The organism is Streptomyces sp. NPDC088261, assembly GCF_044740805.1.
Classification (GTDB): Bacteria; Actinomycetota; Actinomycetes; order Streptomycetales; family Streptomycetaceae; genus Streptomyces.
In genome coordinates this window covers 709,917-735,826 of the sequence record NZ_JBIURL010000001.1, presented here as the reverse complement: position 1 = coordinate 735,826, position 25,910 = coordinate 709,917, and the positions used below count along the sequence as shown (strand labels likewise).

The following is a 25,910-nucleotide window of genomic DNA, read 5'->3' as shown; positions in this document are numbered from 1 at the left end:
TCACTCAACCCGCTCAAGCCAACTCTCGATTCAGCTCACTCAGCAACGACCGAACATCCCGCCCCGGGAAAGCATGGGCGAACCCTCGGCCGCCACCTTTTCCCTTGAAGGGCTCTGCGTTGAACTCCGCCGGGCTGATGCCCACATCACTCGCCACCACGTCCCGTATTGACCGTAGCCACCACAGCTGCTCCTCCGAGAAGTTCGCCCCCGCCTGCTGCTGCTTGAGCAGCCATCCCTCGAAGCGTTCCTCCACCGTCTCACGGTACGACCGTAGTTCCTCGTCCACGCCCAGCTCGTAGCGGATCAGGGAGATCAGGTCTGGCACCCCGGCTTCTTGGCCACTGTCGTAGTGGACTGCCACGCCCAAGTCCTCGTAGTACGTCCACAGCACCTGCGGCGTCCAGGCGAACTGCGGGCGGCGAATCTCCAACGCCAGTTCCTTCAGCGCGGCATACGTCTCGGCCGGTGAAACCGACCGAGGGCTCGTCAAGGCGATACTGACTGCCGCGATGCGGTCGCGCTCGTCCTTCAAAAGCCGACTCCAGCGGTCGACCTGCTCCCGAGCCCGCTCCTCTCGCGGGATCTCATCAAGATCCGTCACCTCGACGGCCGTGAACTCGTCGAAAAGGTAGTCCTTATCCCGCCGGATCTCGATGATGTGCCGGCGAAGATCGGGATACTGCGTCAGCGGAGCAATCGCATCCTCCACGAGCCGCCTGGCCGCCACCTTGCCGCCCTCTTCCAGCGCCCGCTCCTGCCGGTCCGGGTCAACCGCCTTCACGATGGCGCCCGCGATCTCGGACAGGGTCTGCCCGCCCGAGGCGCGCGTCAGCTGGTCGCGCTCCTCTTCCGTCAGCTGCTGGTTGAGCCGCGCCAGCCGTCCCGCCAGGATCTCGGCCTCACTCGCGCTGATCGATTTCGTACCAGCCTTGTCCAGCAGCTTGGCCAGTGAGACCTGCCGCTCGCCCGCAGGCACCAGCGGTTTGGCGTCCACCAGTGGAGAGTCCGTCACGCCGACCGCGTCGATGAGTACGAACCGGTCTTTCCGGACCGTCGCATCCGCATCCGGTGTGACCTCCTGAAGCTCTGTCGCGTCGATGGTGCGGGCGCCGCGGCCCTTCATTTGCTCGAAAAGGACGGCGCTCCGCACCTCGCGCAGGAATATCACGCATTCCAGAGCCTTCACGTCCGTACCGGTCGCGATCATGTCGACGGTGACGGCGACCCGCATCCGGGGAGAGGTCCGCAGGGCGCGGATCAGTTCGTCCGGGTCCTCACCGGCCTGACGGCTCTTGTACGTGATCTTCTTCGCGAAGTCGTCGCCACGTCCGAAGACTTCCTTGACCTGAGCAAGGACGTCTTCCGCATGGTCCTCGCCGACCGCGAAGATCAGGGTCTTAGGCAGCTCGGTCCGACCGGGGAACCACCGGCGCCAGTTGTCCCGGTATGCGGTGAGCACTGCCCTGATCTCGTCCACCGTCACCACCGAGCGTCCGATCTGTCCGGTCGTGTAGGTGAAGTCGTCGTCCAGTTCCTGGTAGCGCTGCCGACGCGTCTTGCGGTCCTTGACCCGCACCGTCGTGCCCGACTCGATGGTCGCGGCGCCTTTCTCGCGCAGGTCGGTACGCATCCGTACGACGTCGAAGTCGACGTTCACGCCGTCCGCGACGGCCTGGGGATAGGTGTACTCGGAGACCAGGTTGCGGCCGAAGAAGCCGAGGGTCTGGAGCGTGGGGGTGGCGGTGAGGCCGACCAGATGCGCGTCGAAGTACTCCAGCACGCCCCGCCACAGGCCGTAGATCGAGCGATGGCACTCGTCCACGATGATCAGGTCGAAGGACTCGATCGGGACCTCTGGGTTGTAGGAGACCTCGATGGGCAGGTCCGTGGCGTACGTGTCCTCGTACGCCGTGCTGTCCGAGACCTCGTCCGCCTGCTCGTCATCGACGAGTGTCTCCCCGCGCAGCAACGAGTACATCTTCTGGATCGTGCAGATGACCACCGAAGAGGTGTCCTGGAGGCCCGCCGCCCCGAGCCGGTCGACGTTGTAGATGTCGGACAGCTTGCGGCCGTCGTCCGGTGTCGTGAACTTGCGGAATTCGTCGTACGCCTGCCTGCCCAGGTTGTTGCGGTCGACGAGGAACAGAACCCGGCGCGCCTTGGCGTGCTTGAGCAGCCGGTAGGACTGCGCCACGGCAGTGAAGGTCTTGCCCGCGCCCGTCGCCATCTGGATCAGGGCCCGCGACCGGTCCTCTGCCAGGGACTTCTCCAGGCCGCTGATGGCGTCGATCTGAGCGAGACGCAACCCGTTCGGCTCCAACACGGGCAGTCGGCGCAGGGCAGCCCGGAACGTCGGGGCTGCCGAGGTTTCGTCGGCGCGACGCATCCAGGTGGCCACCGTCTCGGGGCGGTGGAAGGAGAACACCTCGCGGGACCGGGCATCGGGGTCGAGGCGGTTGATGAAATAGGTCTCGGTGCCGGTCGTCGCGTAACGGAACGCGAACGGCTCCGCCTCCCGCCAGACGGCAAGTCGGTGCTCCTTGAGAACACCTCCCGCGTACCGGTCGTTCTGCTCCACGGCGCTGGAGAGGTGGTCGCCCTCGTGCTTGGCCTCGATCACGCCGACGATCCTGCCGTCGAGGTACAGGACGTAGTCCGCGCGGCCAGTGGCCAGCGTGAACTCACGGACCGCCACGCCCTGGCTCTCCCCCGGGTTGACCTGGTCGCGATCCTGGACGACCCATCCTGCCGCGTGCAGCATTTCGTCGATGACCTCGCGGGCCTGCACCTCATTGAGCGCCGCGGGCCGCTGCGCTCGATGGATGATCGCCTCGCGTCGCTTGGCGTCGACCGGGCGTGGCTGTCTCCGAGCAACCTCGTACTTCGCCTGCTGGGCGCTCCGAAGCTCTTCGATCTGGCTGTTCAGCTGCTCCACTCTGGACAGCAGTTCGGTCTTGTTCGCGTCGGCGCTGGCGATGAGTTTCTCGGCCTCGGCCCTTGCCCTGCGCTCGGCCTCCAATGCGTCGTCGGCCTCGGCGAGCCTTGTGCGGGCCTGCGTGAGCGCCTGACGGTGGCCATCGAGGGCTTCGCGCAGCTCAGCCAACTCCACTGGATCCGTGATCTGAGCGTTTTCACCGGGGTCCGTGGGTGGCACAAACTCGGCGACAGTCCGCCGGCCGTCGATGGCGTCGTGGAACCAGAGACCCAGCCGGTAGCAGATCCGTACGGCGGCAAGGGCCCGCGCCGTGTCGAAGAGGTGGCTGTGCGCGGCCTTGTTCCGGTCGCGGCGCAGCCGATCGAAGTCGTCGCGGATCTCCGGAACGAGGACTCCGGCTCTGGTCAGGGCGGTCAGCCGGTCGATCTGCCGATCGCCCTCGATCCGCATCCCAATACGGGTGACCAGCTCCTCGGCCAGGACCTCGCCGAACTGCCCGGCCTGGACCAGGGAGGAATTGGGGTTGGTGAACACAGTTGCTTCGGCGGAAGCCCCGTAAAGAGAGAGCAGCGGCTGGTGCTGATACAGCGGCCCGAAGTTGGGTGAGCCCTTCGCGAAGTCGCGAAGCCGGTCGTCCATGCTCGTCTGTCCCCCACCATCGCGCCCTGCTGATTTCTGAGGGCCCAGCTTACGCAGCAATGTGTGGCGAGGTCTGGTGATATCGAGTCAGCTGCTACCGAAGCCGTCCTCCGGCCGACATGGTCCGTATCCACAACGCGCGCCGGGTCGCTCAACCTCCTGAAGCCAGAGCTGCACACGTGGGCTCATGCCTAGACTGTCAACTCGCCGTCCCGTTGTGTCGTCAGAATGACACAAACCCGAGGAACCCGGCGTGCCCTACTGGCTGCTCTGAGATCCCGGAGACCGATCGAGAGGAGCCGTCGGGCTGCTCTACGCGCTTGTGGACGAGGCGATCCGTTGACCCGGCATGGCAGCGCTTCCCGAAGCCTGGACTCGCCGCGGCCGGCTCCCAGTAAAGGAGCTGCAACTGGTCGTAGAACTCGCGGAGGTGGCCAGCGACTCGGCGCGAGCCGACGGCCGCTGCCGGGGCGAGGGCTTCCACGTGACCATCCCCTCGGGCCATCGGCCTCGGCCCGCCGCCCCGCCCCCACTGACCGACACGAGCCGCGATGCACTGGGGCCAGTCCCGCGGCGCCGCCTACCAACTCCTCCAGACCGAGTCCGGCGGCCCCTCCGACCGGCTGTGTCAGTCCGAAAGACTGGCCTCCCTCGGTTTCACCCGCACCACGCGGGCGTAGCGACCGGATCTCGTCCGCCGTGAGGACGTACAGATTCGGTACCCGTGTGCTCTCACACCGGAGGGATACGCAAGAGCCCCTCTGGACTTGTCCAGAGGGGCTCTCACCTGTGTGCACTCGGCAGGATTCGAACCTGCAACCTTCTGATCCGTAGTCAGATGCTCTATCCGTTAAGCTACGAGTGCTTGGCGTTCCGGGCTTTTCTGCCGGGGCGGCGTTGCGAGAACAACATTACATGACCTGTGGCGCCAGGTGAAATCCATTCGTCATACCGGGGCTGACCTGCGCAGATGCCCGGGAAGTGGGGTTCGCCGAGGGGGTGGGCCCGGTGGCGCGCCGGCGGTGGAACGGGCCGAAGCCCCGGCCTGTGGGCCGGGGCTTCGGGTGGTGCTTGCGCGGAGGCGGAGGGATTTGAACCCTCGATGGGCTTTAAGGCCCAAACCGCATTAGCAGTGCGGCGCCATAGACCGGACTAGGCGACGCCTCCAGCACACCACCGCGCGGGCGCGGACGGTGCGTGCAGATGATGACACAGCCGGGTGGGCTCTCACCAATCGCCGCTCACGGTACTAGGCGGGCGGGGCGGAGAGCAAAGCATCTCCGGCCGCGCCTCCGCAGTCGCGCGCCTCAGCAGTCGCGCGTCTCCGGTTGCGCAACGCCTGGGCCCGACGAGCGTTAGACGTGTCGGGGGCCGACCCCGGATCCGTAACCCGTCAGGAGCTTTCATGCTGCGCCGCCTCGTCCTCACCGCCGCCGCGTCCGTCGCCGCGCTCACCGCCCTCGCGCCCGCCGCCTCAGGCGCCTCCGGCGCCCTCACGGGGCCGGCCGCCGGTTCCGGGGCCTCCCCGCTCGCCTCCCCCCTCGGGCGGCTCGCGCCGCTCCCGCTGCCGCTCCTGGAGGGGCGGCCCGACTCGTTCACCGTCACCGTCGCCGGTTCGGGCGTCACCCGGGCGGATGGTTCGTTCAAACTGGAATGCGGGCCGGTCGGCGGCACGCACCCCCGGGCGAAGGCCGCCTGCGACCGGCTGACGGAGCTGGCCGGCAGCGACCGGGACCCCTTCGCGCCGGTGGCCAAGGACCAGATGTGCACCATGCAGTACGGCGGTGACGCCACCGCCCGCGTCACCGGCATCTGGCGGGGCAGGAACGTGGACGCCACGTTCAACCGCAAGAACGGCTGCGAGATCGCCCGCTGGAAGACGATGGAGCCGATCCTGCCCGCCCCCGCCGGTTCGTAGGACAAGGAGGAGGAGGGGCAGGGGAGGCAGTTCTCTTTGCTTGATCCCTGTCCCTGGCGCTCGCCCCGCCCGCGCCCCCAACTCCCCCCGGCGCACCACCATATGCGGACATCGCCGGACGCCGGGGCGCGGGACGGGGGCCCGCAGCCCCGTCCCGCGCGCCCCCTCTTCCGGTGCGCTCCCCCTCATCCGCCGCCACGGCCCCCTCCCCAGCCTTTAGACTCCCTCCCGTGACAGGCCGAGACCCGAGAGGCAAGATGGGCTCGGCCGTCCGCAAGGGGCAGCAGGTCAGGGAGGAAGCGTCGTCGTGAGTAGCAGGCCATCCCGGGGCGCTGCTCGTCTCGCGGCGATACTCGACGCACTCCCCGACGGCTTGGTGCTCGTCAACGCCAACGGCACGGTGGTCAACGCCAACACCATCGCCCTGGAGATGTTCGAGACCCCCGGCACGGCCCTCGTCGGGCGCGGGCTGCTCGACCTGCTCCCCGAGTTCGACTCCAAGCTCATCCCCGGCTCCATGCGCCGCCCCGACTCCGCCGACTCCCGGGGCCGTACCAAACCGACCCGGATGGTCGCGCGGCGCACCGACGGCGGCGAGTTCCCCGCCGAGGTGACCAGCGCGAGCCTGGAGGACGGCAGGGACGCGTACACCGACTCGCACAGCTACACCGGCGACGAGCTGCTCATGCTGGTCGTACGGGACCTGTCGGGCACGGTCGACACCGAGGCCGAACTGGCCCGTTCTCAGCGCCAGACCGAGATGATCCTGCGGGCCGCGTCCGAGGGCGTGGTCGGTACGGACACGGACGGCCGGGTCGTCCTCGTCAACCCCGCCGCCGCCCAGATCCTCGGCTTCCGCGCCACCGACCTCGGCGGGCGTGAGCTGCACACCCTGATCCTGCACTCGCGGGCGGACGGCGAGCCGTTCCCGTACGCGGACTCCCCGCTCGCCGACACGCTCAGGTCCGGCCGCAAGCACCGGGTGCGCGGGCAGGTGTTGTGGGCGAAGAACGGCAAGCAGGTGCCCGTCGACCTGACGACCGCGCCGGTACGGGACGGCGACCAGCTCGTCGGCGCCGTGATGACCTTCACCGACCGCCGGGCGCACGAAGAACTCGTCGACCAGCACAACGCCGAGCTGGCCGAGGCGAGGAAGAAGCACGCGGCGGAGCTGGCGGAGACGACGGAACGCCTCACCGCCGAGCTGGCGAAGGTCAAGAAGCAGCTCACCGGCGAACTGATCGAGACGACCGAGCGCCTCACCACCGAGCTGGACGAGGGCGCCGAGCGGCACGCGGCGGAGCTGGCGGACCGCAGTGACCGGTACGCGGCCGAGATCGAGGAGCTGACGGAGCGGTACGGCGAGGTCGCGGCCCGGCACGCCCAGCTGACGGCCGTCCTCGGCGGGGCCCTGCGCGGGCCGTTGGAGGAGTTGCGCGGCGAGCTGGCCACGCTCGCCGCCGACCCGGCGGGACAGCTCTGGCCCGAGGCCAACCAGATCCTGCACCACCTGGCCGCCGGGTACGCGCGGATGACCACGCTGGTCGACAACGTGCTGGGCTACCAGCGGCTGGACGACGGTACGGAAGGGCTCGCCAAGGCAAACGTCCTGCTCGACGCGGTCGTGGCGGCCGGCGTGGAGGGCGCGATCGAGCTGATCGGTCCCGGCCGGGCGCAGTTCGCCGTGCACGCCCCGCCGATCGAGGCCGAGGTGGACCCGGGCCGGCTGGCGCAGGCCCTCGCGCACCTGATCGCGGACGTGGCCGGGGTCGACTCCACGGGCCGGGCGCGGCTGGTGGCGGGGGGCGGCGGGTACGTCGACTCGACGATCGTGGTGGCCGCCGCGCAGCGCGGCGAGGTGGTACGGATCGAGGTGCGCGGGCCGTTCGCCGGGGGCGATCCGGTGCACGAGCCGCTCGTGCGCGGGATCGTACGGGCGCACGGCGGGGTGCTCCAGACGCACGAGATGCCGGGGATGGGCGGCAGCGCGTACGTACTGGAACTGCCGCTGGGGGAGGGCGGGGGGACGATTCCGACCGTCCCGGCGCCCGCGCCGGCCGCGGCGGTGTCCGCGTCGTCGGAGCTGTCCGTGCACGGGGCGGCGGGGACGACGGGGCCGGTGGCGGATCCCGTGGCGGAGCCGGTGGCGAATCCGGTGGCGAATCAGCCGGGCGCGGCCGGGCCGGGGGGCGCGGCCGGGCAGGCTTCGGTGCCCGCCCAGCAGCAGGGGCCCGGGACCTCGGGCGGCGGCAGGCGGCGGGCACGGCGGGCGTCCACGGACGCGTTCCTGGAGGCCGCGGTGCCGGACGTGCCGGACGCCGGGGAGCCGACCGGGCGGCGCCGGGCGCGGACGAGCGCCCAGCAGGACCTCATTCCGGCGCAGGACTCCGGTGGGCACAGCGGAGACGGCGGGCCGGGCGGCGAGGGCGGGAGCGGGCCCGGGGGCGGAAGCGGGAACGGTGGTACGGGGCGCCGGCGCGGGCGGCCGAGTCCTGCCGAGGACGCGGCGGTGGCGCCGGGGGCCGGGGCGGGGCCGGGGGCGGGGCAGGTAGGGGAGTCCGTGGCTTCCGGGTCGGCGGTGGCCCTGTCGGGCGGCGCGGCCGTCCCGGCCGGTGTGCCGTCCGAGGGCGCGGTGGTCACGTTCGCCGAGGGGTCGCACCCGACCGGGCGGGCGGCGCTCGGCCAGGCCGTACCGCCGCAGGGTGTGCCCGTGGACGCCGCCTCGGCGGCGGGAACGGGACGCCGGGCGCGGCGCGGCGGCGGACAGAGCGCGATGCCGGCGCTGCCCGCCGGTCCTTCCGGTCCTGCCGGTCCGTCCGGTCCCTCAGTGCCGTCGGCTCCGACAGCCCCGTCGGCGCCTTCCGGGGCCGGTCCCGCCGGGCCCGTACCCACTTACGCGTCGGCTCCCGCCGGGATCCCCGCGCCCCTGCCCGTACCGCACCAGGCACCGCCCACCGCGCCCGCGAGCGGCGCTCCGAACGCCGGGCGCCGTGCGCGCCGGGCGCTCGCTCCGGCGCAGGAGCGGCACACGCCCGTACCGCCCGAGCCGGAGGGCGGGCGCAGTCCGTTCGCGCTGCCGCCGGCCGACGCCGACCGCACCCCGGCCCCGGCCGGGCCCCCGGCCCCCGCGCGCGGCGTGCCGGTCGCGGCCGCGCCGGACGACTCGCTGCCGGGCCGCCGGCCCGACGCCGTGGGCCAGGATGCCGTACGTCAGGACGGCGTAAGCCGGAACGCGGTGCGCCAGGACGCCGTACCGCCGGCTTCGGCGGGGCATGACGTGCGTACGGATCCGGCGGCCGCCGGCCTCGTCCCGCCGCAGGCGCAGGGCGTACCGTCCGGGCGGCGGCGGGCGCGCGGGGACGTCGGCGGTGGCGCGGACGACTCGATGGAGATGCCCGTACAGCTGGACACCGGGGCCATGTCCTTCGACCCGAACGGGAACCAGTGGGGGGCGGCGCCGGACGCCGAGCCCGGTCCTGCCGCAGGCCGCGGCGGGCAGCACCAGAGCCACGGCCACGGAATCGCACTCGGACCCGGGAACGGCCCGGTCCGCCCGGTCCCGAACGGGCAGGACGGGCAGGACGGGCAGGACGGGCCAGTGACGCCGTCCGGCTTCGGCCCGATGGCCGGACCGCCCGGCTGGCCCGACGACCCCCGTCCGGCCCAGGACACCGCCGGGGGCCAGGGCTTCGGGGTACACGGTACGGACGGCGGCACCGGCGGCGTACCGGCCGCCCGGACCGCGTCCGACCCGGCGCCCGACCACCCCTCCGCGGAATCGGCCGTTCCGCCGCCCGCGCGGCAGGGCGCCCATCAGCCGCTCCCGCCCGCCCAGCCCCTGCCCGAAGAGGCACCGTCCCCGGACTCCACCCAGGGCCGGGCCTTCAGCGTGCGGACGCTGGGCCAGGGTGTGCCGTTCTCCCAGCAGCAGCCCGCCCAGCCCACTCTGGGGCGTGGGCAGAGCCTGGTGCCGGGCCCGGCGCAGCAGGGCCAAGCGGCGCAGCCGCACGCCCCGTCCGCACCGCAGGCGCAGGCACACGCGCAGACGCAGGCACACCCCCAGGCATCGGTACAGGCGCCGGCGCCGGCGCCCGCGCACCACCAGAGCCACGCCCAGGAGCAGGGCCAGGCCCTACAAAGCCAGAGCCAGGGCCAGGGTCAGGGCCTCGCCCACACCCAAGGCCACACCCAGGGCCAGGGCCACGGCGACACCCAAGGCGGCCAGGGCGGCCACGGCGGCCAAGGGGGTCAGGCCGGCCACGGCACCCCGGCCCAAGGCGGCCCCTCCGGCACCCTCGGCTCCGGCCGCCGCCGCAAGCTCGGCACCCCGCCCGACAGCGACCACCCCGAACCGAACCAGCGGTCCCACCCCCAGGGCTCCTCCCGCCTCCCCACCGCGCACCCCGAGGGACGCTCGTACGCGATAGGGGCGCCCGACGAGGGCGCCGAGGGTCCCCAGCCGCTGGACGGTCCCGGCGGCGCGGTCGAGGTGGCCAACCGCCCCCAGCCGCGCCCCGTCGACGACGAACTCCCCCCGGAGCCCCTCGACAACCCGCGCCGGCTGCTCGTCTGGCCCGCCCCGGACGTCTCCACCTCGCAGGCGCTGAGCGACCGCGGCTACCGCCCGGTGGTCGTGCACTCGCGCGAGGAGGTCGACGCCCAGATCGCCGCGTTCCCCGCCGCGCTCTTCGTCGACCCGCTGACCGGCCCGATCACCCGTACCGCGCTCCAGTCCCTGCGCCAGGCCGCCGTCGCCGCCGAGGTCCCCGTCCTGGTCACGGCCGGCCTGGGACAGGCGACGCGGGAAGCGGCGTACGGCGCGGACCCCGCCGTACTCCTCAAGGCCCTGGCACCGCGCGACAGCGAGCAGCACCCCCCGCGCGTCCTCCTGGTCGAGGAGCACGACGAGATCGCGCTCGCGCTGACGGAGACGCTGGAGCGGCGCGGCATGCAGGTCGCGCGGGCCGCCACCGACGACCAGGCCGTGGCCCTGGCCGGGCAGATGCGGCCGAACCTGGTGGTCATGGACCTGATGCAGGTACGGCGGCAGCGCGCCGGGATCATCGACTGGCTGCGCGCGAACGGCCAGTTGAACCGTACGCCGCTGGTCGTCTACACCTCCGTCGGCATCGATCCGGCGGAGCTGCCGCGGCTGTCGTCGGGAGAGACCGTACTGTTCCTGGCCGAGCGGTCGACCAGCGACGAAGTGCAGTCCCGGATCGTGGAACTGCTCGCGAAGATCGGGACGAACTGACCGCCCGTCCCGCTCTTCGCCCCCGCCCGTCCCGCCCTTCGCCCCCCGCCCGGCGCGCTCCGGCCTCCGCCTACAGGACCGTGATGTCCAACTCCCCCGCCGCGTACCGCGCCCTGATCACCTTCTTGTCGAACTTCCCGACGCTCGTCTTCGGCACCGACTCCACCAGCGCCCACCGCTCGGGCAGCTGCCACTTGGCGATCCGCCCGGCGAGGAACCCCTTGAGCGCCGCGTAGTCGGCGCCCGCGCCGTCCTTGAGGACGACGGTCGCGAGCGGGCGTTCGCCCCACTTCTCGTCCGGTACGGCGACCACCGCGGCCTCCGCCACGTCCGGGTGGGCCATCAGCGCGTTCTCCAGCTCGACGCTGGAGATCCACTCGCCCCCGGACTTGATGACGTCCTTCGCGCGGTCGGTGAGCGTGAGATACCCGTCGGGGCTGATGACACCGACGTCACCGGTCCGCAGCCAGCCGTCCTCGCTGAACTTGTCCTCGGGCCTGATCGGTTCGGCGCCCGCGCCGCCGTAGTACGCCGCCGCGATCCACGGACCCCGTACCTCCAGCTCGCCGGCCGACTCGCCGTCCCATGGCAGGAAGTCGCCACCGGGACCCGCGAGGCGTGCCTCGACGCCGGCCGGGAAGCGGCCCTGCGTGACGCGGTACGGCCACTCCTCCTCGGCGGTCAGGCCGGCGGGCGGGTTCGACGTGGTGCCCAGGGGCGAGGTCTCGGTCATTCCCCACGCGTGACAGAGCCGTACACCCAGCTTGTCGTACGCCTCCATCAGGGACGGCGGACAGGCCGAACCGCCGATGGTGACGCGGGCCATGGAGGTCAGGTCGCGCGGCCGGGCGGTGACCTCGGCGAGGAGACCCTGCCAGATGGTCGGGACGGCGGCGGCGTGGCTGGGCTTCTCGCGCTCGATCATGTCGGCGAGGGGCGCGGGCTGGAGAAAACGGTCGGGCATCAGCATGTTGACGCCCGCCATGAACGTGGCGTGGGGCAGCCCCCACGCCGCTACGTGGAATTGAGGGACCACCACCAGGGTGGTGTCCTGGTCGGTCAGGCCCATCGACTCGGTCATGTTGACCTGCATGGAGTGCAGGTAGATGGAGCGGTGGGAGTAGACGACGCCCTTGGGCTCGCCGGTGGTGCCGGAGGTGTAGCACATGGCGGCGGCGGCGCGTTCGTCCAGCTCGGGCCAGTCGTAGCCGGTGGGACGGCCGTCGATCAGCTCCTCGTACTCATGGACGCGGGCCGTGGCCCCGTCGAGGAGGGAGCGGTCGCCGGGACCGGAGACGACGACGTGCTCGACGGTCGGCAGGTGCGGGAGGAGCGGCGCGAGCAGGGGCAGCAGGGAGCCGTTGGCGATGACGATCCGGTCGGCGGCGTGGTTGACGATCCAGACCAGCTGCTCGGGCGGGAGGCGGAGGTTGAGGGTGTGGAGGACGGCCCCCATGGACGGAACGGCGAGGTACGCCTCTACGTGCTCGGCGTTGTTCCACATCAGCGTGGCCACGCGTTCGTCGCCGGTGACTCCGAGCCCGTCGCGCAGGGCGTGGGCGAGCTGTGTCGCCCGTGCGCCGACGTCGGCGAAGCTGCGGCGGTGCGGCTCGTCCTCCCCTGTCCAGGTCGTGACCTGCGACTTTCCGTGGATGGTCATCCCGTGGCGCAGGATGCGGGAAACAGTTAGCGGTACGTCCTGCATGGTGCTGAGCACGGGCGTCCTCCCGGTCGGCGCTGACACTGTGGCGTGGCGCTGATGCTGGGAGGATTCTGCGCACATACCGCGCGGTATGTCACTACCCGGGAGTAGAACGAAAGAAGAATCGAGAGGGGCGAGCGAGAGGGGCAAGCGAGACGGGGAAAAGCGAGCAGCAGGGGAAAGGCGCACTCAGCGCACCGGTGACAGCTCGGGGTCCTCCCGGAGTTTGCCCAGCGCCCGGGAGACCGCGCTCTTGACCGTGCCGACCGAGACGCCCAGCACCTCGGCGGTCTGCACCTCGCTGAGGTCTTCGTAGTAGCGCAGCACCACCATCGCCCGCTGGCGGTCGGGGAGTCGCATCACGGCCCGCCACATCGCGTCGTGCAACACCTGCTGTTCGGCCGGGTCGGGCGCGGGCAGGCCCAGCGGCTCGGGCAGTTCGTCACACGCGAACTCGTCGACCTTGCGCTTGCGCCACTGGGACGTACGGGTGTTGAGGAGGGCGCGGCGTACGTAACCGTCGAGGGCGCGGTGGTCCTCGATCCGGTCCCAGGCGACGTAGGTCTTGGTGAGCGCGGTCTGGAGCAGGTCCTCCGCGTCGCTCGGATTGGCGGTGAGCGAGCGGGCCGTACGGAGGAGGACGGGGCCTCTCGCGCGTACGTACGACGAGAACGAGGCGTAGGGCGCGTAGGGCGAACGGGCCGGGTGCACGGGGCGGGGCGGGTGCGGCGGGTGCGGGTGCGCCGAGGGGGGTGGGGGCACGGTGTGCGCGGTGTGCGTCGTGTTCGCGGTGTACGGCGCGGTGTGCGCCGAGTGGGGCGGAAAAGCGGTCGTTTTGGCGGCTGTGGAGGCGTTTGCGCAGACGGGCGTGGTCATGGCTCCACGCTAGGAGCGGGGCTCCGCCAGGGGATCGGCCCCAGGTCCCGAAGCTGTCTCCGCCTCAGGGTGTAGGGGTGGCGCCGGCTCCACCTCCTGAAGGTGGAGAACGGGAGACGTGGCCCGTCAGGGTAGGCGCCGGGCGGGAGGGGTCAGGGCCGGCCGGGACGGCGGGCGGGAGGGGTCCGGGTCGGCGGGCGCGTGGGCGGACGGGACGGCGGGCGGACGGCGGCCGTACGGCGCCCGGGGTGACGGCAAAGCCCTGCGCGGCGGGGCCGGAAGACCGGACCGCCGCCGCGCAGAACTCGTATCACCCCTTGATCACACACCCCCCGTCGGGCCGCGTGTCACCAGAGGTTCGTGAAGGACACCGAGATGTTCTCGTTGGACTGGTCGATCGCCGTGAAGGCGGAGCCGACCACACTGGCGGTGTTGTTCTGGTTGGACGCGCCGGGCCCGTTGGCCACCTGCTGGGTGGTGGTCGAATTGCCGTAGTTGCTGCCACCCACGCCGCTGCCACTGATCGTGGACACGATCGCGTTCGATCCGTCGTTCGCGAGACCACCGTTGTCGGCCTCCGCCACCCCGGTGAAGAGCGAGGCGGCGAGGGGCAGGGCGGCGACAGCGGCGATGACGCGAACAGTACGGAAGCTTGCCATGTCAGTTCCTCCAGGAACGAGAAGTACGGCTTGTCCCGGGGCAGTTGGCCGACCGCCCAGGTCGTGGTGACGACGTCGCGAACTCAGGATTGCCCACCGAATCCGCCGGGAACCAGCGCGGAGCCCCGCATTCCCTCGCAAGCGTGAGGACAAGTCGATAAACACGCTTTGCGCCCCCAAAGCCGTACATCGCCCCCAGCCGAGCCCCAGAACCCAGGCGCCGCAAGGGGCGAACCGTTACGGCAAACGCCCGAACGCACCCGAATTTTCACATCCCGGACACCCTCGGACCGGCCTCCCTCTTCCTTTCTTCGAACAAATGTACGAACATAGAGCCATGGCCACCACCGCCCGGCACTCCACCACCCGTCACACCACCACCCCGGCTCTCGCCCACGCGCTGTCCGCCGCCGAGCGCGGGCTCCCCGTCATTCCCCTCTCGCCCACCAAACTCCCGGCGCTGCCCTCCCCGCACCGCGGCGAGCCCGAGTCGGGCCTCTGCCGGGGCGAGTGCGGGCGCCCGGGCCACGGCGTGCACGACGCGACCACCGACCCCGCCGCCGTACGGGCCCTGTTCGCGGCGGCACCCTGGGCCACGGGGTACGGCATCGCGTGCGGCCGGGCCCCGTACCACCTGATCGGCATCGACCTGGACGTCACGCCGACGGGGGACAGGTCTTCCGGTACGGGGGCCTCGGGTACGGGCTCCACGGGCTCCGGTACGGCCCCCGGCACCAACACCCCCACCCCTCCGTGCCTCGAAACCACCCCCGCCTCGGTGGCCGCGCTCCAGCAGATCGCCCTCCAGCACCTGTTCACGCTCCCGGAGACGGTCACGGTGCTCACCCCCAGCGGTGGCCGTCACATCTGGCTGTCGGGCCCGCCGAACGTCACCGTCCCCAACTCCGCCGGCCGCCTCGCCCCCGGCATCGACGTCCGGGGAGCCGGCGGCTACCTCGTCGGCCCCGGCTCGGTCAGCGCCCGGGGCGCGTACCGGCTGGCCCCCGGCTCGGCCGGCCTCGCACCCGCGCCGTGCCCGCGCGCCCTGCTGCGCCTGCTCACGCCGCCGACGCCGCCGCGCCCGCACCGGGCGGAGACGTACCGGACGGAGACGTACCGAACCGGCCATCGGACGGACGGCCCGGACCACCACCCAGTCGACCACCACCCGGTCGACCACCACCGTTCCCCCGCCACGGACCGGCCGGCCCAGGGGCACGGCCTGGTGCAGTTCGTCCTCGCGGCGCACGCGGGCCAGCGCAACACGCGCCTGTTCTGGGCCGCGTGCCGGGCGTACGAACACGGCTTCGGCGAGGCCCTGGCGGAGACGCTGATCGAGGCAGCTGTACGGACCGGCCTGATCGAACACGAAGCGCGCGCGACGGTCGCCTCGGCCGCCCGCCTCAGCTCTCCTCGACGAGGTGCTTGACGGTCCCGAGATAGCGGCGCACCGCCGCCCCGTAGAAGGTCGAGACCACCCCCGCGGGCACGGTGAACCGAAGCGCCTTCTTCACGGCGGCCTTGTCGAAGCTGAGTTCGTACACAAACCTGACGACGTCGACCGAAAGCTCCTCCACGGCACGGACGTTGAAGATGTGCGCGTCGTATTCGGCGGGTGTACGGGTGACCAGCCGCCGGCCCGGTTCCAGCTCGACCACCTCGGTGAGCACCGAGAGGGAGAAGAAGCCCAACAGCTTGGCTTCCTGGACCAGTTGGGTACCGATCATCAACGGTCCGCGCAGCTCCACCCGCCTGATCTCGGGCCGCCACTGCCAGTCGTTACGGAAGTCGCTCACGAACTGGAAAACGCGCTCCTGTGACGCGTCGATCGTGATGGACTGCGCGATGCGCACATAATCTGTCATCGAATTTCCCTCGGAGCCAGGCTCAGAGCCGTGCTCAAAAAGCCAGAAAGATCAGGCACCACCCTCACCCTCACCACGGCACACACCCCCACCCACCATGCTCCCGCCGCGGGAACACACCGGCAACTCGCGGGGGTGCACCCAGCACCACCTCCGAGCCGGGCCGTACGCCCAGTGTGCGCGGCGCTCGCCGTCCGTAGCGTCATGGACATGGCGCAGGGAGCGCCGCAGGAGAAGGGGCGACGGACATGTTCCAGCGGACGAGCGGGACCGGGATCGGGACCGGGACCAGGACCGGGATCGGGACCGGGACCAGGACCGGGATCGGGACCGCCAGGAGCGGTGAGGCGCTGCGGGGAAGCGGCCTCGGGCTGTTCTTCGCGGTCACCTTCGCCACCACCTGGGCGTTCTGGCTGATCGCGATCGCCCTCGGCGGATCACCGACCAGCTCCCCCGCCGCCGTTCCGTACCTGCTCGGCGGCTTCGGCCCGGTGTTCGGCGCGCTCGCGGTCCGGGCGCGCCGGGCCCGCCGCCGCGAGCCCGTGCCCGCGCGGGCGGTGCCGTACCGGCAGGGGGTACGGGTGTTCCTGGCGCTGCCCCTGCTGGCGCTGGCGTCGGCGAGTGTCGTGGTGGGCGCGCTGCTCGCGGACCCGCTGGGCGGTCCCGGGGTGAGCCTGGCCGGGGGAAGGGAGTTGATCGCGACGGTGGGCGGGGTGGTTCCGTTCCTCGTCAGCATGCTGATCGCGGGTCCGCTGGCCGAGGAGCCGGGCTGGCGGGGTACGGCGCATCCGCGGCTGCGCGCGTCGATGGGCCGGGTCGGGGCCGGTGTGCTGCTGGGCGCGGTGTGGGCGGTGTGGCATCTGCCGCTGTTCTTCATCGAGGGCACGGTGCAGGCGGAGTTGGGTCTGTTCGGCTGGAGCGGCCTGATGTTCTCGCTGAGTGTCGTGCCGGTGGCGCTGCTGACCGGGTACGCGTACGAACGGGCCGGGGTCGTGGCGTCGGTCGCGGTCCACCTCGGGTTCAACGCGACGATGGCGGTGCTGACGGTCGAGTCACCGGTGACGCAGGCGCTGGTCCTGGCGGTGGAGCTCGTCCTGGCGGCGGCGCTGCTGGGGACGAGCCGGGAGGGGCGTGGGCGCGGGGTGGGCGGGCCGGACGGAGTGGTGCGGGCCGAGGCCGTGGCCGTACCCACGCCCATGCCCGTCGCCGCCGTACCCGTACCCGTACCCGTGCGCACCAACTGATTCGTCCCTCACGTCACGGGTGGTCGTCACGACGTCACACCCTCATGACGTCACACCATCACGACGTCACGACCCCCGAACGGAACGCCTCCGCGGCCCGGTCCGCCTCCTGGGAGACCGCGGCCGCCGCGCGCGTCGCCCGCCCGGAAAGGCGCCAGGCGACCATCCGCAGCCCGACGGCGGGGCTCGGCGGGAACACACCGAGCTGACCGAGCATGGTGACGTCGTCCCGTACCGCCTCGTGGCTGACGACCTTGCCGTCACGGACGCCGAGCACGTGGACCTGCTCGAAGTCGATCGGCCGCCCGGTGGGAGGGATGGCCTGGTCGAGCGCGCCGTCCCGGAACCGTACGAACGGACCCGTGTGACGCCCCCGCATGCGCAGCCTGACCCACACCTGACCGTCGCTCTCGGCGACCCCGAGGACGGGAAAGCGCAGGTCGCTGAAGGCGAAGCGCATCCAGGCACTCGACGCGAGGGTCCCCGCCGGTCCTGGAATCGCGCAGGCGGAGGGCGCGACGGCCGCCTCGCGGTTGTGGTTGTCGTCCGCAACGACGGAGGCGGCCAGGGACGGATCCCCGGTCTCCAGGATCCGGAAGAGCCCGCGGGCCAGTTCGTCGGCGTTCATCCGAGGTGCCACCTGTCTCTTGCTGTTTGCCTCTGTTTGCTGCTGCTTACTGCTGCTTGCGCGATCGGCCTAAATTCAGGTTACAAGCCATCTAATGAATAGGCCAGCGATAGCATGACGCCATGACCGACAAGCGCCTGTACAGCTCCCCGCTCCGGAAGAAGGCCGCGGCCGAGACGCGCGAGCGGATCCTCCGCGAGGCGGTGGAACTGTTCGCCGAGCGGGGGTACGGACGCGTCACCGTGGCCGACATCGCGCAGGCGGCCGGCGTCGCCTCGAAGACCGTCTTCGCGAGCGTCGGGAGCAAGTCGAGCGCCCTGGACCGGATCGTGGACCAGGCGGTCGCGGACTCCGGCTACGAGGCGACCGTGGCGCGCATCCTCGCGGCGACGACCCCGGAGGCCGTACTGAGGGAACTGGCCCACGGGACCCGTACCGGCAACGAGGGCCAGTTCAAGGTCCTGGAGGCCATCAGGGGCGCGCTCCCGGTCCACGAGGACAGCGAGGCACTCTGGGCGCGGGCGACCGCCGCCTACCGCCGGGCGCTCGACGACGCGGCGCGACACCTGCGCGAGCTGTCCCCCGCCGTCGGGGACACGTCGCGCGTCCGGGTCACACCGCGCGAGGAGATCGCCGACATGTTGTGGTTCTGGTTCGGCCCGACGAGCTGGCGCACTCTGGTCACCGAGTCCGGCTGGTCCTGGTCCCGGGCGGAGGAGTTCCTGTACGGCACCGCCGTGACCACCCTCGGGGTCGTACCGGCGGAGGACCGCCGGCGCGTGGAAGGCCGCTAACGTGCGGCGAGCCGCTCCAGCAGGGCGGCGCTCCGCGCCAGCAACACCCGCTCCTCGTCGGTGAGTTCGGACTCGATGGCCTGCGCGAGCCAGCCGGCCCTCCGGCCGCGCTCCGCCTCCAGGGCGGCCCGGCCCGCGTCCGACAGCTCGACCAGCGACTTGCGGCCGTCCGTAGGGTGCGCGCGGCGCGTGATCAGGTTCTGGTCCATGAGCAGCCCCACCGCCCGGGCCATCGACTGGGGGCGTACGCGCTGATCCGCGGCGAGGTCGCTGGTGGTCATGGCGCCACTGCGGTCGAGGGCGCCGAGCACGGCGACCTGGCCCAGCGGGATGTGGTCCTCGTGTTTGACGCGCCGGGTCAACTTGCCCATCGCGGTGCGCAGTTCGGCGGCGATGGCGGCGGCTTCCGAGGTGGGCATAGGGCACTTTACCCCGTTGGCCAGCATTGCTGCGCACCTGACCTGCACAGTAACACCGCGCAGCGGAAGTGAACAGCCACACTGAACAGCTGAACTGAGCAGCAAAACTGACCAGCATTGCTGTACTGTTTGTCGTCGTCGGGCCCAGCGCCAGCGTCGTCGCAGCCGGGCCACGGCACACACGACAACGGGAAGGGACTCCCATGTCCGCACAGGCAGCCGCCACCACCGTCGACACCACCATCCACACCGTCGCCGCCCGCCGGATCATCGACAGCCGGGGCAACCCCACGGTCGAGGTCGACGTCGTCCTGGCGGACGGTTCCCGGGGGCGCGCGGCCGTCCCCTCCGGCGCCTCCACCGGCGCCAGGGAGGCCGTGGAACTGCGCGACGGAGACCCCGCGCGCTGGCACGGCAAGGGCGTCGACCGCGCGGTGGCCCACGTCAACGGGGAGATCGCGGCGGCCGTACGCGGCCGGGACGCGGCGGACCAGTCGGGCCTCGACGCCGCGCTGATCGCCCTCGACGGCACCGCCACCAAGTCCCGGCTCGGCGCCAACGCGATCCTCGGCGTCTCCCTCGCCACCGCCAAGGCCGCCGCGGCGGCCCACCGCCACCCCCTCTACCGCTACCTCGGCGGCGCCGGCGCGCACCTCCTGCCGCTGCCGATGATGAACATCGTCAACGGCGGCGCCCACGCCGACAATCCGCTGGACTTCCAGGAGTTCATGATCGTGCCCGTGGGCGCGGACACCTTCGCCGAAGCCGTCCGCATGGGCAGCGAGGTCTTCCACACCCTGCGCCGCGACCTGCTGGCCGCCGGGCACTCCACGGGCGTCGGCGACGAGGGCGGCTTCGCGCCCGCGCTCCGTACCGCCGAAGAGGCGCTCGACTTCGTGATGGGCGCCATCGAGCGCACCGGCTACCGCCCCGGCACGGACGTCGGCCTGGTCATGGACCCGGCGTCGTCGGAGTTCTTCCACGACGGGGTCTACGACTACGTGGGCGAGGGGGTGCGCCGTACCCCTTCCGAGAACGCCGGCTACCTGGCCGGGCTCGTCGACGCCTACCCCGTCGTCTCCATCGAGGACCCGATGGCGGAGAACGACCTCGACGGCTGGCGGGAGTTGACCGCCCGCGTCGGCGACCGCTGCCAGCTCACCGGCGACGACGTGTTCTGCACCGACGAGACGCTGCTGCGCGAGGGAATCCGGACCGGTGTCGGCAACTCGGTCCTGGTCAAGGTCAATCAGGTCGGGACCCTGACCGAGGCGCTGGCGACGGTGGCCACCGCCCACCGGGCGGGCTGGACGGCCGTCATGTCGCACCGCTCGGGCGAGACGGAGGACACCACCATCGCGGATCTGGCGGTGGCGACGGGCTGCGGCCAGATCAAGACCGGCTCGCTCTCGCGCTCCGACCGTACGGCGAAGTACAACCAACTGATCCGAATCGAGGAGGAGTTGGGCGAGGCGGCACGTTTCGCGGGCGGGTCGGCGCTGCGCGGGGCGTGACGGGTGCTCGCGTGTGACCTGCCGTGACCCGCCGCGCCCCGTGGCGACCTGCTTCTGTCACAGATCACCGACAGCGCAACCGTACGGGCCGGCCCGCCGCTCTTGCGGGGCGAACCGCTCGCCGTAGCCCGCTCTTGCCCCTCTGTTGCCACCGAACGAATCTGACGAGCAGTCACGTTTCACGCCCGAGACCTCAACTTCCCTCCTCCGGCGCCTTCGTGACCGAGCCGTGGGCCTCGCAGTCGCCGGTACGGTCCTCGTCACCGCCGCCCCCGCTTCCGCGACGACCGCCGCCGCTCCCGACCCGCCACGGCCACGGCCGAGAAGGTGTACGACCGCGCCCAAAAGGCCTGACACACCGAACCCCGCGCACACAAGACGTAAGGGGTGCCTCCCACCACGGAGGCACCCCTTCTCCGCTTCGGCGACGGCCGCTACGGGGCGAGCGTCTCCCCGAACCGGGCGTCAGGAACGGGCGCACTGAGCGTGGCGCCGTTGAACGACCAAGAGCCGGTGCCGGTTGGGCCGTTGCTCGTACCCGGGAAGACCCAGGCGGCACCGTCGCCGGTGTCCTCGCCGGGCGCGGAGGCGACCAGCTCGGCCCTGCCGTCGCGGTTGGCGTCGATGAGCCGGAGGGCGCCGCCGAACCGGTCGTTGTCCTCGTTGTCCCCGGGGACGGACGGCGTGCTCTGGCTGAAGCTGGCCAGGCCTCTCGGCGTGAGCCCGTTGGCCGTACCGCGCATCACCCACACCGTGCCGGGGTCGGTGAGGTTGTTGATGTCGTTGGCGGGGGCGCCGATCGCGGCGTCGGCGTACCCGTCGCCGTTGACGTCCCCCACGGTGACGGCGCCCCCGAAACGGTCACCGTTCGCGTCGTCGCCGGAGGCGCCGACGGTGGTCTGGCTCCAGTGCTGGGAGGCGCCCTCCCGGGTGTCCGGCCCGCTGGGCCCGCCGAAGAAGACGTCGACCGTACCGCCGTCGAGCAGCCATTCGTTGAGGTCGTCGCTGTCCGCGGGGGAGCCGAAGACGAGGTCGGCGTAGCCGTCGTTGTTGATGTCCCCGGAGGCGCCGACCGGACCGCCGGCGAGTCCCCTGCCGTACGTCAGCCCGTCACGGCCGCCGGTGAAGTAACTGGCCGCGCCGACGGTCTCCATGGGGTGGATGCCTTCGTAGATGGTGAGGGTGCCGAGTACGACCAAGTCGTCGGAGCCGCTGTTGTTGTAGTCGCCCGAGGTGAGGCCGGTGGGAGTGAACCCCTCCCTCCACTCCCAGTCCACGGGAACGGCCCCCTCCGGGGTACGCCCACCGCCGGCCGCGACCGCGAACGCGTACGTCGCGACACCGTCCCGGTCCAGGGTGGCGAGCTCAATGCCCGCCCCGTTGAACCGTCCGGTGGCCAGCCCCATCCCGAAGCGACCGCGCGCCGCCGGAACGTCGTCCTGAAGCCAGAGCGCCCCATCGGCCTGGAGCCCACCGGCGGACCCCCACAGCACCACAGCGGCCCCCGCGTCGGCAGTAGCACCGACGTCCCGGCCAGGCATACCGACCACAAGATCCGCGTACCCATCACCATCCAGATCACCGGAGGCGGTGACCTGCCCCAACCCGTCACCGGCCTGGGCAACGCCCGGTATCCCAGGGGTACTCAGACTGAACGTGGCCCGCCGCGCACCGGAGAGCCCACTCCCGCCCCCGTACAACACGGCGACATAACCGGCCCCCTCCTGCCCACTGACGGTCCCACCGGGAGCGGAGACGACGAGGTCGGAATAACCGTCACCGTTGAAGTCATCGCGAACCGACTCCACAGCGGCAGACACGGCGGAGGCAGAAGAGACCGAGCCACCGACGACCACCAACAAGGCAGCCGCCATCACCCCGGCCACCCGCCGATTCCGCTTCCCAAGGTTCCTGGTGGTCCCCACAACAAAACGCGTACCACTCACCTATCGGCTCCTGAATCTCAACATGACAGCACGAGCAAAAACCCACAAAAAACGGCGAGGACCAGCTCCCCACCCCCAAGAAGTCGGACCCACCCCCACCCACAAGGGTTGTGCCCCCTAAGCGAATTGACCCGCAAATCACGACACCCCACCCCCGTCAACCCCCACCCGAAGAACAACAGGCAAACTTCTAAAGCCGCAACGCCGGCCAAGCACCGTAAAGCCAAAACGATCACAACCAGAAGGGGCGCCCCCATGCCGGACGCCCCCTTCTGACCCGACCACACCGTGGGCGCGGGACTGAACCCACCGCGAATCGCTGCCACGACGGTTTTTCAAGACCGCCATGCTTTCCAACTGCCGTGGGGTGCCCGACCGGGCCCGGTTTCTTAGGCAACCGCCCTGCAACCGTTTCAGGCAACCCCTGCGGGTAACAGAACCAACGGTTTCGGCTGCCCTCTGCTTGCACCACAACGACCGCTTTTCCACTCACTGTTCACCCCCCGTGCACACCCCGGTCCAAGGTCTGCGAGGCGATCGGATAACGTATGCGGACTACTTATGGGGAGGGGCTTGGATGCGGGTAGGACGAGCTAGACATAGATTGGCTCTCGTCGCGGCATTGGCAACGCTGGTCTGCGTGACGGGATGCGGACAGAAGGCGGCTCAGGCCGACAAACCCGACGCCCCGGCTGCAACGGCCGTCGTCTACAGAGACCTTCCGGAGCAGCTTGAGGACGACGGCACCACGATTTCAGTGGGCAACCCCGACGCCTCACGGACCTTCCTCTTCTATGAGGATCCGCGATGCCCCTACTGCAAGGAGTTCGAGGTCGATGGGGGCGCGGAACTCATCGAGAATCAGGCGCGAAAGGGCGACCTGAAGGTCCAATACACACTGGCCTCGTTCCTGGACGACCGTCTCGGGGGTCATGGCTCGCTCAAGGCTGTCAATGCACTGAGAGCAGCGCTGGAAGAGGGCAAGTTCATCGAGTACCACGACGTACTCTATGCGAACCAGCCGGCGGAGGAAGTCGACGGATTCACAGACGCCTTCTTGCTCAAACTCGCAGCGAAGGTTCCGGGCCTGCGGGGCGAGGAATTTGATAACGCGGTCAAGAAGGTCAAGTACCGCGACTTCGTGGAAGCGTCACAGCAGGCATATGAAACAGCTGGGGCTCCGGGGACCCCGACGCTGCTCATCGATGGCGTGAGCCTCCCGGACAGTGTCGCGGGCTTTTTCTTCGACAAGGATTCCACCAGGAAAGTGATCGCAGCTTTCTTCCCGCAGAAGAGCTGAGCACTTCAAGGACGGTAGCTGTGCGGCTGCGGGCGGGGTTCAAGGATTCCAGTCCTTCCCGCAGCTGCGTTCTGTCCTTCCAGCGCGGCGAATACGACGAATCAGCCCGATGCGGGGTAGTTCCATCGGGCCGTGGTCCGGGTCTCCTTCGAAGCCCACCGTCGAGCCGTCGGGCATCAGGTCCAGCACTCGTCCGGGAGCGTGCCCGCGCCCTCCTCAGGGAGTTCGAGCAGTTCAAGGACTTGGCCCACACCGCCGGGACAACCTGTCGGGCCGAGCGCGCCGCGCCTGTCTCGCGGACTGCGCGTACGCGGTGAACACAGAGGGCGGGTCCTCGTTTCGGGGACCCGCCCTCTGCGCTGCTGCTTCACTGACCTGGTGCGGTGGGTGTGGGATTTGAACCCACGGTGACATCGCTGCCACGACGGTTTTCAAGACCGTTCCCTTAGGCCGCTCGGGCAACCCACCTTTGCTCCGGGCGTGGTGCTCGGGAGCGGGGACAGCTTACCGGCCGGGGGGTGGGGTGGGGGGACCGAGTGGGTGGGTGTGGGTGTTCGGGGTCGGGGTGGGGGTGTTCGGGGTCAGCTTTCGCCCTTGCGTTCGCCCAGGGTGACCTGGACCGTGGACTCCTTGCCCGCGCGCTTGTACGTCAGGGTGACCGTGTCGCCCGGCTTGTGGGTCCAGATCTCGCTGATCAGGGTCGGGCCGCTGTCGATCGGGGTGTCGTTGAACTTGGTGATGACATCGCCCGCCTTCAGGCCCGCCTTCGCCGCCGGGCCGTCGGGGGTGACCGCCGGGGTGCCGCCCTGGCCGTCCGCCGAGATCGTGGCGCCGCTGCCGCCCTCCGTCATCGTGACCGTGGCGCCGATGACCGGGTAGACCGGGGTGCCGGTCTTGATGAGCTGCTCGGCGACGTTCTTCGCCTGGTTGATCGGGATGGCGAAGCCGAGGCCGATGGAGCCCGCCTGGCCCTGGCCCGTACCGCCGCTGCCCGAGGGCTGGATCGCGGAGTTCATGCCGATGACCGCGCCGCCGGCGTCCAGCAGCGGGCCGCCCGAGTTGCCCGGGTTGATGGACGCGTCGGTCTGGAGGGCGCTCATGTACGAGTTGCTGCTGCCCGTGCCGTCACCGGAGGCGACCGGGCGGTTCTTGGCGCTGATGATGCCGGTCGTGACGGTGTTGGAGAGGCCGAACGGGGCGCCGATCGCGATGGTCGAGTCGCCGACGGCGACCGCGTCCGAGTCGGCGAGCGGGAGCGGCTTCAGGCCTGAGGGGGCGTTCTTGAGCTTCACCACGGCCACGTCGTAGCCCTCGGCGCGGCCGACCACCTCGGCGGTGTACTTCTTGCCGTTCGAGAACGTCGCCGTGAGATCGCCGCCCTCGGCCGCGGACGCCACCACGTGGTTGTTCGTCAGGATGTGGCCCTGCTTGTCGTAGATGAAGCCGGTGCCCGTACCGCCCTCGCCGTCGCCGCCCTTGGCCTCGATGGTCACCACGCTCGGCAGCGACTTGCCGGCCACCGCCGCGACCGTGTCCGCCGCGCGGGCGAAGTCCTTCGGCGCGTCGGCGGCCGAGACCGTCGTCGAGCCGACGCCGTCGTCGTCGTTCTTCGCGATCTGGTAGCCGAGACCGCCACCGAGGCCGCCCGCGACCAGCGCGACCACGGCCATGGCGGCGATGAACAGGCCCAGGCGCTTGCCGCCCGGCCGGGACCGCGGCTGCTCCGGGCTGCCCCACTCGGGGCCGTCGCCGCCGCTTCCGTACGAGCCGCCGCTTCCGTAGGAAGGGAGCACCGGCGGGGGCGGCGGCCAGGAGGCGCCCACCACGGGCTGCGCCGAGGTCGGGGCGTCGGCCGGAGTCCCGGCCGGGGAGGCCCCGGGAGCCCCCGCAGGCGCGTGCCCCGGCGGCGGGTAGCTCCCGGCGGGGGGAGCCGTCCGGCCCGGCGGCGGGTAGTCGCCGGCCGGAGCAGGTGAGGACGGCGGGGTGGGCGCGGGGGCGGAGGCGGGGGTGGACGCAGGTGTGCCCTCAGGAGCGGCATCCGGCACGGGAGGTACGGACGGGGCGCCTGAGGCCCCAGTGCCCTCGTTCTCGGTGCTCACAGCTCGTTCTCCTCGGTTCCACGTCGGTCGTCGGCAAGGTCATCGGCAGGGTCGTCGGCAAGAATTCCGTACGGTTCGCACGCAAGTTTCTGCGCACAGTTTTTCCCACAGCACG

Annotated in this window: 16 protein-coding genes, 3 tRNA genes and 2 pseudogenes; 8 read left to right on the top strand and 13 right to left on the bottom strand. The window is 71.0% G+C overall.

The genetic code is table 11. From position 1 onward, the window contains the following. Window positions 1-13: 13 nt before the first annotated feature. Complete coding sequence (locus ACIODU_RS03165) at window positions 14-3,577, bottom strand: DEAD/DEAH box helicase family protein (protein WP_401763214.1); 3,564 nt, start codon at window positions 3,575-3,577, stop codon at window positions 14-16. Between the two features lie 542 nt (window positions 3,578-4,119). Between ACIODU_RS03165 and ACIODU_RS03160 the strand changes: the two are divergent. After that, window positions 4,120-4,257 (top strand): annotated as a pseudogene (locus ACIODU_RS03160) (GNAT family N-acetyltransferase); the annotation flags it as partial. Window positions 4,258-4,369: 112 nt separating this feature from the next. On the opposite strand, the gene ACIODU_RS03155 reads toward ACIODU_RS03160, so the two are convergent. Both ACIODU_RS03155 and ACIODU_RS03150 read right to left on the bottom strand, forming a co-directional pair. Continuing rightward, window positions 4,370-4,442: transfer RNA gene (locus ACIODU_RS03155), tRNA-Arg, on the bottom strand. 211 nt (window positions 4,443-4,653) lie between these two features. After that, window positions 4,654-4,744: transfer RNA gene (locus tag ACIODU_RS03150), tRNA-Ser, on the bottom strand. 238 nt (window positions 4,745-4,982) lie between these two features. On the opposite strand from ACIODU_RS03150, the gene ACIODU_RS03145 reads away from it, so the two are divergent. Beyond that, window positions 4,983-5,495 carry an SSI family serine proteinase inhibitor gene (locus ACIODU_RS03145; protein WP_356417974.1) on the top strand — a complete coding sequence of 171 codons (513 nt, stop codon included), beginning with the start codon at window positions 4,983-4,985 and terminating at the stop codon, window positions 5,493-5,495. Window positions 5,496-5,802: 307 nt separating this feature from the next. Further along, on the top strand, window positions 5,803-10,749 hold the full coding sequence (locus tag ACIODU_RS03140) for a PAS domain-containing protein (protein ID WP_401763211.1): 4,947 nt from the start codon (window positions 5,803-5,805) through the stop codon (window positions 10,747-10,749). A 70-nt stretch (window positions 10,750-10,819) separates the two neighbouring features. On the opposite strand, the gene ACIODU_RS03135 is transcribed toward ACIODU_RS03140, so the two are convergent. The 3 genes from ACIODU_RS03135 to ACIODU_RS03125 all read right to left on the bottom strand — a co-directional run bounded on the left by ACIODU_RS03135 (window position 10,820) and on the right by ACIODU_RS03125 (window position 13,986). Beyond that, window positions 10,820-12,466, bottom strand: coding sequence for a long-chain fatty acid--CoA ligase (locus ACIODU_RS03135; protein WP_401763208.1), 1,647 nt, complete (start codon window positions 12,464-12,466; stop codon window positions 10,820-10,822). A 174-nt stretch (window positions 12,467-12,640) separates the two neighbouring features. Next, window positions 12,641-13,327: a SigE family RNA polymerase sigma factor gene (locus ACIODU_RS03130; protein ID WP_401763206.1), complete on the bottom strand. Its 687-nt coding sequence runs from the start codon at window positions 13,325-13,327 to the stop codon at window positions 12,641-12,643. A gap of 347 nt (window positions 13,328-13,674) precedes the next feature. Continuing rightward, complete coding sequence (locus ACIODU_RS03125) at window positions 13,675-13,986, bottom strand: hypothetical protein (RefSeq protein WP_356417982.1); 312 nt, start codon at window positions 13,984-13,986, stop codon at window positions 13,675-13,677. A 337-nt stretch (window positions 13,987-14,323) separates the two neighbouring features. Here ACIODU_RS03125 and ACIODU_RS03120 point away from each other — a divergent pair, with 337 nt between their 5' ends. Further along, window positions 14,324-15,415 (top strand): bifunctional DNA primase/polymerase, encoded by a 1,092-nt coding sequence (locus ACIODU_RS03120; protein WP_401763203.1) that lies wholly within the window; start codon window positions 14,324-14,326, stop codon window positions 15,413-15,415. On the opposite strand, the gene ACIODU_RS03115 is transcribed toward ACIODU_RS03120, so the two are convergent. Further along, a complete protein-coding gene (locus ACIODU_RS03115) occupies window positions 15,390-15,851 on the bottom strand; it encodes an SRPBCC family protein (RefSeq protein WP_356417986.1) in 462 nt (153 codons plus the stop codon). The two genes, ACIODU_RS03120 and ACIODU_RS03115, sit on opposite strands and share 26 nt — an antisense overlap. A 248-nt stretch (window positions 15,852-16,099) precedes the next feature. Here ACIODU_RS03115 and ACIODU_RS03110 point away from each other — a divergent pair, with 248 nt between their 5' ends. After that, on the top strand, window positions 16,100-17,095 hold the full coding sequence (locus ACIODU_RS03110) for a lysostaphin resistance A-like protein (RefSeq protein WP_401763200.1): 996 nt from the start codon (window positions 16,100-16,102) through the stop codon (window positions 17,093-17,095). 58 nt (window positions 17,096-17,153) lie between these two features. On the opposite strand, the gene ACIODU_RS03105 is transcribed toward ACIODU_RS03110, so the two are convergent. Next, window positions 17,154-17,723: an ester cyclase gene (locus tag ACIODU_RS03105; RefSeq protein WP_401763197.1), complete on the bottom strand. Its 570-nt coding sequence runs from the start codon at window positions 17,721-17,723 to the stop codon at window positions 17,154-17,156. 122 nt (window positions 17,724-17,845) lie between these two features. Between ACIODU_RS03105 and ACIODU_RS03100 the strand changes: the two genes are divergently transcribed. Further along, window positions 17,846-18,517: a TetR/AcrR family transcriptional regulator gene (locus ACIODU_RS03100; protein ID WP_401763195.1), complete on the top strand. Its 672-nt coding sequence runs from the start codon at window positions 17,846-17,848 to the stop codon at window positions 18,515-18,517. Here the strand turns inward: ACIODU_RS03100 and ACIODU_RS03095 are convergent. Next, entirely contained in the window at window positions 18,514-18,936 is a 423-nt protein-coding gene (locus ACIODU_RS03095; RefSeq protein WP_356417994.1) for a MarR family transcriptional regulator, read from the bottom strand. The genes ACIODU_RS03100 and ACIODU_RS03095 overlap by 4 nt on opposite strands. Before the next feature lie 203 nt (window positions 18,937-19,139). Between ACIODU_RS03095 and eno the strand changes: the two genes are divergently transcribed. After that, a complete protein-coding gene (gene eno / locus ACIODU_RS03090) occupies window positions 19,140-20,450 on the top strand; it encodes a phosphopyruvate hydratase (protein ID WP_401763192.1) in 1,311 nt (436 codons plus the stop codon). Window positions 20,451-20,884: 434 nt separating this feature from the next. Here the strand turns inward: eno and ACIODU_RS03085 are convergent, their stop codons facing one another. Then, the gene (locus tag ACIODU_RS03085; RefSeq protein ID WP_401763189.1) at window positions 20,885-22,324 is read right to left on the bottom strand and encodes an FG-GAP repeat protein; all 1,440 of its coding nucleotides are present in this window, start codon (window positions 22,322-22,324) and stop codon (window positions 20,885-20,887) included. A 694-nt stretch (window positions 22,325-23,018) separates the two neighbouring features. Between ACIODU_RS03085 and ACIODU_RS03080 the strand changes: the two genes are divergently transcribed. Beyond that, window positions 23,019-23,696 carry a DsbA family protein gene (locus ACIODU_RS03080; protein ID WP_401763186.1) on the top strand — a complete coding sequence of 226 codons (678 nt, stop codon included), beginning with the start codon at window positions 23,019-23,021 and terminating at the stop codon, window positions 23,694-23,696. A 120-nt stretch (window positions 23,697-23,816) separates the two neighbouring features. Here ACIODU_RS03080 and ACIODU_RS03075 read toward each other — a convergent pair. The 3 genes and pseudogenes from ACIODU_RS03075 to ACIODU_RS03065 all read right to left on the bottom strand — a co-directional run. Then, window positions 23,817-23,903 (bottom strand): annotated as a pseudogene (locus ACIODU_RS03075) (glycosyltransferase family 2 protein); the annotation flags it as partial. 174 nt (window positions 23,904-24,077) lie between these two features. Next, window positions 24,078-24,164: transfer RNA gene (locus ACIODU_RS03070), tRNA-Ser, on the bottom strand. Between the two features lie 113 nt (window positions 24,165-24,277). Next, entirely contained in the window at window positions 24,278-25,795 is a 1,518-nt protein-coding gene (locus ACIODU_RS03065; protein ID WP_401763183.1) for a trypsin-like peptidase domain-containing protein, read from the bottom strand. Window positions 25,796-25,910 lie beyond the last annotated feature (115 nt).

Bases quoted from the DNA above. Each gene is read 5' to 3' on its own strand.
- ACIODU_RS03125 (WP_356417982.1), bottom strand. From the start codon at position 13,986: ATGGCAAGCTTCCGTACTGTTCGCGTCATCGCCGCTGTCGCCGCCCTG.
- ACIODU_RS03105 (WP_401763197.1), bottom strand. From the start codon at position 17,723: ATGAACGCCGACGAACTGGCCCGCGGGCTCTTCCGGATCCTGGAGACC.
- ACIODU_RS03120 (WP_401763203.1), top strand. From the start codon at position 14,324: ATGGCCACCACCGCCCGGCACTCCACCACCCGTCACACCACCACCCCG.
- ACIODU_RS03085 (WP_401763189.1), bottom strand. From the start codon at position 22,324: ATGGCGGCTGCCTTGTTGGTGGTCGTCGGTGGCTCGGTCTCTTCTGCC.
- ACIODU_RS03115 (WP_356417986.1), bottom strand. From the start codon at position 15,851: ATGACAGATTATGTGCGCATCGCGCAGTCCATCACGATCGACGCGTCA.
- ACIODU_RS03165 (WP_401763214.1), bottom strand. From the start codon at position 3,577: ATGGACGACCGGCTTCGCGACTTCGCGAAGGGCTCACCCAACTTCGGG.
- ACIODU_RS03100 (WP_401763195.1), top strand. From the start codon at position 17,846: ATGACCGACAAGCGCCTGTACAGCTCCCCGCTCCGGAAGAAGGCCGCG.
- ACIODU_RS03130 (WP_401763206.1), bottom strand. From the start codon at position 13,327: ATGACCACGCCCGTCTGCGCAAACGCCTCCACAGCCGCCAAAACGACC.
- ACIODU_RS03095 (WP_356417994.1), bottom strand. From the start codon at position 18,936: ATGCCCACCTCGGAAGCCGCCGCCATCGCCGCCGAACTGCGCACCGCG.
- ACIODU_RS03110 (WP_401763200.1), top strand. From the start codon at position 16,100: ATGTTCCAGCGGACGAGCGGGACCGGGATCGGGACCGGGACCAGGACC.
- ACIODU_RS03145 (WP_356417974.1), top strand. From the start codon at position 4,983: ATGCTGCGCCGCCTCGTCCTCACCGCCGCCGCGTCCGTCGCCGCGCTC.
- eno (WP_401763192.1), top strand. From the start codon at position 19,140: ATGTCCGCACAGGCAGCCGCCACCACCGTCGACACCACCATCCACACC.